Origin of the sequence: Microcoleus sp. PH2017_28_MFU_U_A (assembly GCF_020738035.1) — a bacterium.
Lineage (GTDB): Bacteria > Cyanobacteriota > Cyanobacteriia > Cyanobacteriales > Microcoleaceae > Microcoleus.
On the sequence record NZ_JAEQCX010000094.1, the window covers coordinates 21,850 to 28,032 of the forward strand.

Annotated in this window: 5 protein-coding genes; all 5 read right to left on the reverse strand. The window is 47.1% G+C overall.

Going from position 1 to position 6,183, the window contains the following annotated elements; translation table 11 throughout:
* Positions 1–181: 181 nt before the first annotated feature.
* The 5 genes from speD to JGK14_RS23030 all read right to left on the reverse strand — a co-directional run bounded on the left by speD (position 182) and on the right by JGK14_RS23030 (position 5,552).
* Complete coding sequence (speD, locus tag JGK14_RS23010; RefSeq protein ID WP_293176472.1) at positions 182–604, reverse strand: adenosylmethionine decarboxylase; 423 nt, start codon at positions 602–604, stop codon at positions 182–184.
* A gap of 292 nt (positions 605–896) precedes the next feature.
* Positions 897–1,958 (reverse strand): pentapeptide repeat-containing protein, encoded by a 1,062-nt coding sequence (locus JGK14_RS23015; RefSeq protein ID WP_325315530.1) that lies wholly within the window; start codon positions 1,956–1,958, stop codon positions 897–899.
* A 1,519-nt stretch (positions 1,959–3,477) separates the two neighbouring features.
* Positions 3,478–4,686 carry a general stress protein gene (locus JGK14_RS23020; RefSeq protein WP_293195867.1) on the reverse strand — a complete coding sequence of 403 codons (1,209 nt, stop codon included), beginning with the start codon at positions 4,684–4,686 and terminating at the stop codon, positions 3,478–3,480.
* A 277-nt stretch (positions 4,687–4,963) separates the two neighbouring features.
* Positions 4,964–5,125 (reverse strand): hypothetical protein, encoded by a 162-nt coding sequence (locus JGK14_RS23025; protein WP_293195869.1) that lies wholly within the window; start codon positions 5,123–5,125, stop codon positions 4,964–4,966.
* Positions 5,073–5,552, reverse strand: coding sequence for a BON domain-containing protein (locus tag JGK14_RS23030; RefSeq protein ID WP_293195871.1), 480 nt, complete (start codon positions 5,550–5,552; stop codon positions 5,073–5,075). The genes JGK14_RS23025 and JGK14_RS23030 overlap by 53 nt, the downstream gene beginning before the upstream one ends.
* Positions 5,553–6,183: the final 631 nt, after the last annotated feature.

Consider the following 6,183-nt stretch of genomic DNA (forward strand, 5'->3'; position numbering starts at 1 on the left):
GGCATATTTAGCCTTTCATACCGTAAATCAGCAACGCCACAAAAGATTTTGAAAGCCGCCCTAGAACGGCGGGACTTTAGACCCAATTCTTCGGTAAATTTCAACAAGAATCCCACGGCTCGAACCGTGGGATTTTAACGAAAACCTAGCATAAAATATTCAAAGTTACGCTAATTGGCTATCATCCTCTGGCTGCACTCGTTTCTACTAAACGAGGTGCATACTGCTCTTCACAAGCAGAACCTAGAATGCCCACCCCGGGCTCGAAACCGCGCGTGAACTCAGTGAGTTTTACCTGTTTAGCTTCCAAAGCTGTCTGTAGCACCTTCATGGCTCGGTGAGGGTCGCCGGCTCCGCAGAAAAATAAGTCTGCTGCAAAATAACCGTGTTCAGGCCAAGTATGGATTGCTATATGAGACTCTGCCAAAGTTGCAGTAGCCGTCACTCCGTGAGGACTAAACTGGTGTACGCACAAATCGATGAGAGTAGCTCCTCCGGCTTCGATCGCATCGAGTATGGCGCGGCGGATACGTTCAGGATCGTTGAGGAGGTCTCCAGGAGACTCCCAAGCATCAGCGACCAGATGGGTTCCCAATTGTTTCATTCTGCGGGGTTTTACCTCTAACTCACAATGTCTCAAACCTTTTGACAATAGCACGGATTCTAGAAAATTTCAAGTAAATTACCAAAAAAATTCCAAAAAATAGTTGCGAGGGCCCTCGCAACTATTTTTTGGGGCGCTTTGTCGCCAGTCAAACGCCGGTGCGAGATCTCGCACCGGCGAGTAGCGCGCCACTGCAAAAAAGCGACGTAACGTAAGTGAAGCTTTTGACTTCACGCGCGATCGATCGCTAGCCTGCTCGCAACTGACAATCAACACGCTACCGGACATCCGATCAATCGCGGCTGTGAGTAGCCCCATTCGGCAAAATAGCCCCGCTCAAAGCCGCTTGGTTCAAATTAGCAACATTCAAGCTAGCCCCAATCAAATTAGCCTCCGACAAATTAGTTCCTGTCAAATTTGCCCCTGTCAAAGAACTCAGCAGCAAACCCGCTCCCGACAAATTGGCGTGACTCAAATTCGCTCCCCGCAAATCTGCTTCCAGCAAGCTAGCACCCGATAAATTTGCACCGCTCAAATCAGCTCCCCTGAGAGAAGCTTTGTTCAAATTCGCAGCCCTCAAATCAGCATTATGCAGAATCAAACCATTCAAATTAGCTTTACTCAAATTAGCGCCTTGCAAGTCAGCACCGCTCAAATTAGAACCATTTAAATTAGCTCCTTTCAAGTCAGCACCGCTCAAGTCAGCACCGCTCAAATTAGCAGCACAAATACAAGCCTCCCGCAGACTTGCTTCGCTCAAAATCGCCCCAACCAAATTGACACCGCTGAGATTTCCGCGATTGAGATAAGCCCGAATTAGATTTGCACCGCTCAGGTTTGCTCCGTTCAAATCTACTTCGCTCATAATTGCTCTAGTCAGATTTGCTCTGCTTAAATCAACCCCGCTCATAATTGCTCGGCTCAGCGTCGCCCCGCTCAAATTAGCCTCAATTAGTTTCGAGCCACTTAGCAAACAAGCTCCGACTAAACTCGCTCCAGTCATCACAGCTTTGCTCAAGTCAGCGCGAGACAATATTGCTCCGCTGAGATTTGCTCCGCTAAAATCGGCTCCGATCGCCACAGTTCCCGTTAAACTACAACTGCCTAGGTTCGCTTCAATTAATTTCGCCTTAGATAAATTAGCCCCGCTCAAGTCGGCACCATTTAAATTAGCTCCTATTAGTTTACTTCTAATTAAGTTGGCCCCTTTCAAATTAGTGCTGCTCAAATTAGTTCGACTGAGATTAGATTCAATCAAATGAGCGGCAATGAGGTTGGCTCCTCGAAAATCTCGTTCCCCGTTTCTATGTCTAGTTAAAAGTTCATCGGCACTTAAAAGCTCAGTGAAATTCATAAAAAAATTGAGTGAGTTTCCTTAATTTCTCGATGTTCAATGTTGTCTGAAAGTTTGTATGCTCGTGTTTGCTAGTCAGTTCTTAAACCAATACTGCCGCAGTAATAATTATCAAAACTGGTTGATTTCTAGCATCACCCTGATAATTTACGTAGAACTCACGAAAAGCCACCCGGTTTTTCGTAAAAGTAGGGCTTGGCTAGGGGGCATTTATGAAGAAACCGAGTTTCTCGCTTCCGCCTGTAAGTCTTATGCTGCTAAGAGTTAGTTGCGGCTGATGTTAGTTGTTAATTGTTAGTTGTATTTATACTAACTGCTAATCACTAACTATTAACTACTAACTATTTACAAAATATCGATAAATCGATAAGTTGTCGATCGCATATTTTTGGGGTTCTTGCTGGCGGCACCCGCGCCACATTCACAGCCCACAAATTGCTGGCACAGGGGAGCAAATCTATTCTATTAGTTCCCGAAAGAAATAAGGACTCGAAGCTTCAACTCCGAATATCTTTTAGTTTTTGCCTTCTTTCTTCGATCGCCCATGAAAGCAGAGCCCGGTCAGCTCAGCTAGTGTCACCTCCCCCCACTGTGCTCAATGCAGCGTGAAATCGAACAGGAAGGCTGTTTCGCTCGCCTGGCCGATCGAGTCCCAGGCGAAACCAGCAATAGGCTGCCATGGGCCTGAGATTTCGCCAAAAAAAGCGCCGCGAGCCGTTCCCGTACTCCCGCGCTGCTGTGCTTGTTGTTAATGTTTACTCGATCCATGAGCGCTTGCGCTTCTAATTAACAGAACGCCCGACACCAGACGCGCTCCCGGACATAAAAGCTGTTCCTGGGCTGGAAAAAATGCTTCGCTGAGGCATTCCCAGAAAAACTATATTCCTTTAGCCGGTCTTGCCTAAGGCAATTGGGCTGCTACAGCCAACCAATGACCAGCCTAAGTCTTGCCCCAAGGCGACGACAATAATTATTCTAATAATTGCCGACCACCGCAGGCCGTACTCGGCGCGCGGGACTGGCTACTTCACCTGATATAATTTGCTGAAATTAGCCACCCCATAATTAAAGATAGTCGCTCTTTGACTAACGGGGCAATCTCTGCTGCAATTTTAGTCATCCAATTTGATAATACTCCAGGGTTTGCAACCCTTGCAGTAGTGAGTGTTACAGACTCACAAATCGCTGCGGATTTAGAGTGTAAAAATTTATAGAGCCGATCGACCAGCCGACCAAAGTCCAGCTCGCACTCTCAAAATTCAACTTTTGCTTGGTCGCTTTTTTGAGGTTTCCCGAACAAAACAAAAGCCGGCTTTCACAGAAAAAGCCGACTTTTGAGAGAATTTTACCCGCATTCGGCTAAACGCTGCGCCCTAAACAATCCGAGTGCGCCAGTGCGATCGTCCCAGCCGTCGGTAGAAATAATAGACATCTCCAATAATTATTGTGGAACAGGCATCTTGCCTGTTCCAGACTTGCTTTTTTGGAGAGATCTAATACCCAAACAAAGTCTGAAGGATCAAACCCGACGCTTGCCAGCAACGCCCTGATTGGGGTCGTAAATACCAGGCGTAGTATCAGCGCCGGGAGTGCCGGGAGTGCCGTAATCTGCCCGAGCGGTATCCACGCTGGGAGAGTCGTAGGTGTTCCAATCCTGAATGCCTCCGCGGCTCAGAACAGCCCCAGCTTTAGCGACTTCTGCTTCGCTGCCGTCAACCAGTACCAAGTAATCTCCCCTCGCCACTCGATCGTTATAAGCTCTGGCTTCCTCTTCAGGAATTCCCAAACCGACTAAAGCTCCGATCAAGCTACCCGCAGCCGCACCCAAAGCAGTACCTGCTAGCGTAGTGGCGATCGCCGTAGCCGAGGCTCCAGCCAGCATAATCGGCCCGATACCCGGAATTGCCACCAAGCCGAGACCTACCAACAAGCCAGTCAAACCGCCCAGGGTTCCGCCTGTGAGCGCACCCTTAGTCGCCCCTTCATCGGCCTTGTTGTCTGCGCTGTCGTGCACGTCAATGCCTGCGATATCCCCTTTAGAATCGCCATCCTTAGCAATGACCGAAACCCGATCCATGTCGAAACCCCCTGTTCTCAGTTCTCCCAGCGCGTGTTCAGTCTCGCGGCGAGTGGAAAACACGCCCACAGCGCGCTTGTGGCGACCCATCGATCTGCGGCCGGTGTCTGTAGGCACATCGTAAATGCCCCAATCCTGAATGCCCCGCACGCTCATAATTCCTTCGGCGGTGGCCAACTCAGCATCCGTTCCTTCTACGAATACCAAATATTCTCCGCGCGAGAGGCGATCGTTATAAACTTTAGCTTTGGCTTCGGGAACACCCAAACCCACCAAACCGCCGACCAAACCGCCCGCAGCAGCCCCGATCGCGCCTCCGACTACAGTATCAGCAAGCAGAGTGGCGATCGCGCCCCCCGCCATCACCGGGCCAACTCCCGGAATCGCCAGCGCCCCAATACTTCCGAGCAACCCAATCAAACCGCCCGTCACGACTCCCGCTGTCGCGCCTGCTTTTACGCCGCCGCCGACTTTCTCGTCGGTACTCTTACCAGCGGTAGCGCCCGCAATTTCGCTGCGATCGAGATTTTCTCCAACTACCGAAACCTGATTCATCGGAAACCCGGTACTTTGCAGTTCGAGCAAAGCTAGTTCCGTATCGCGGTAATTAGAAAACGATCCTACAGCCCGTTTGTGTTGACCTAAAGCCATTTCTTTTCTCCTTCAAAAAATACTGTTTTTACACAACTACAGAATTTACGATCTGCTTGCTGCCATCAATCACATTTAGTCATTTTTCCCAACATTTTTCATCGGTCGCTGGGAATAAACTCCGTCTCTATCTTTCGACCTGTTTTCTCTAATTATCAGGTCTTGGCAATCAGAAATTTGGAAGAAAAAATTGCGGGTATTAGGCGAGTTTTGAGTTTGACTTTAGAGTACCTGCTTAAACTCTATAAATTAAAACCCCGCTACCCGGAAGAGTCACCTAAGCGTTACGATCCGCTTTGAAAAAAATTTTATAATTCCCAACTTTCCTTCTTCCTTCTTCCTTCTTCCTTCTTCCTTCTTCCTTCTTCCTTCTTCCTTCTAATTTATTACTTGGTAGGCGATGCGGCGGGTGCAGCGGGGGCGACAACAGCCGTAACATTCACGCTTTTGACACCCTTAATTTCTTTAGCTAGCGGCTCTATTTTAGCTAAATCAGTTTGATTTGGAACTGTGCCACCTACGGTGACAGCCCCGTCTTTTGCGTCCACAGTTAGCTGACCTTTAGTAATGTTCACTTCTAACTTAGAACGAACTTCACTTTGCAGATCGCCATCGGCTCTGATGGCATCGCCACCAGTCACGTTGTTGCGCTGTTCTCTGGCTCTGATATCAGAATTTGCTTGGGCTTTGCGAACATCGCTAGTTGCGTCGGACTGAGTTTTTTGAACATTCTCGGCTGGGGGCGGGCTCTTGACATTTTCTGTGGTAGAATTAGGAGCATCGGCGCTAGTTTTAGCCCCCTCAGTGCAAGCAGCAGCTCCAAATAATAGGAGACCGCTGATGAGAATTGGTGTTAGTTTATTCATAATATGTTAATACCCTCCGGGTAAGCTGTCGATGAGTGAGACTTCGTTGAGTGAGATTAAGCCACACAGAATTTTAGCTGCTGCTTTCTGCTCTCTAAAAAGCCTTATCTCAAACATATAAAATTTAGGAATCCGCTACATCGCTCCACAGGTGTAAAATTTACCTCTGTCCTTAGATAGAGTACAAAAAATAAAATAAGGTCTTATAGCATTTTAGATTTTAGATTTCGGCGCGAGCGTCGAACGATTTTAGATTTTAGATTTCGGCGCGAGCGCTTGTCGAAGTGTCGAAGGATTTGCGATTAGGGATGAGTTACTGAATATTGGTTTGAAGCTGACAAAGCAGTTGCATTCTTTTTTCAAACGGGTATTAGATTAAATTTAACTTAATTATTCCGGGACGCACTATTCATCATCAATCAGGTTGATTCGATATTTTTAGTTACCAAAGCTAATATTTTTAGAGATACCAAGTTCAAAAACGTAAGTTTTATTAATAGATTCGATCGCCACTAAAAACTAATTTTTCCTGATTACCAATTACCAATTACCAATTACCAATTACCAATTACCAATTACCAATTACCAATTACCAATTACCAATTACCAATTACCAATTACCAATTACCAA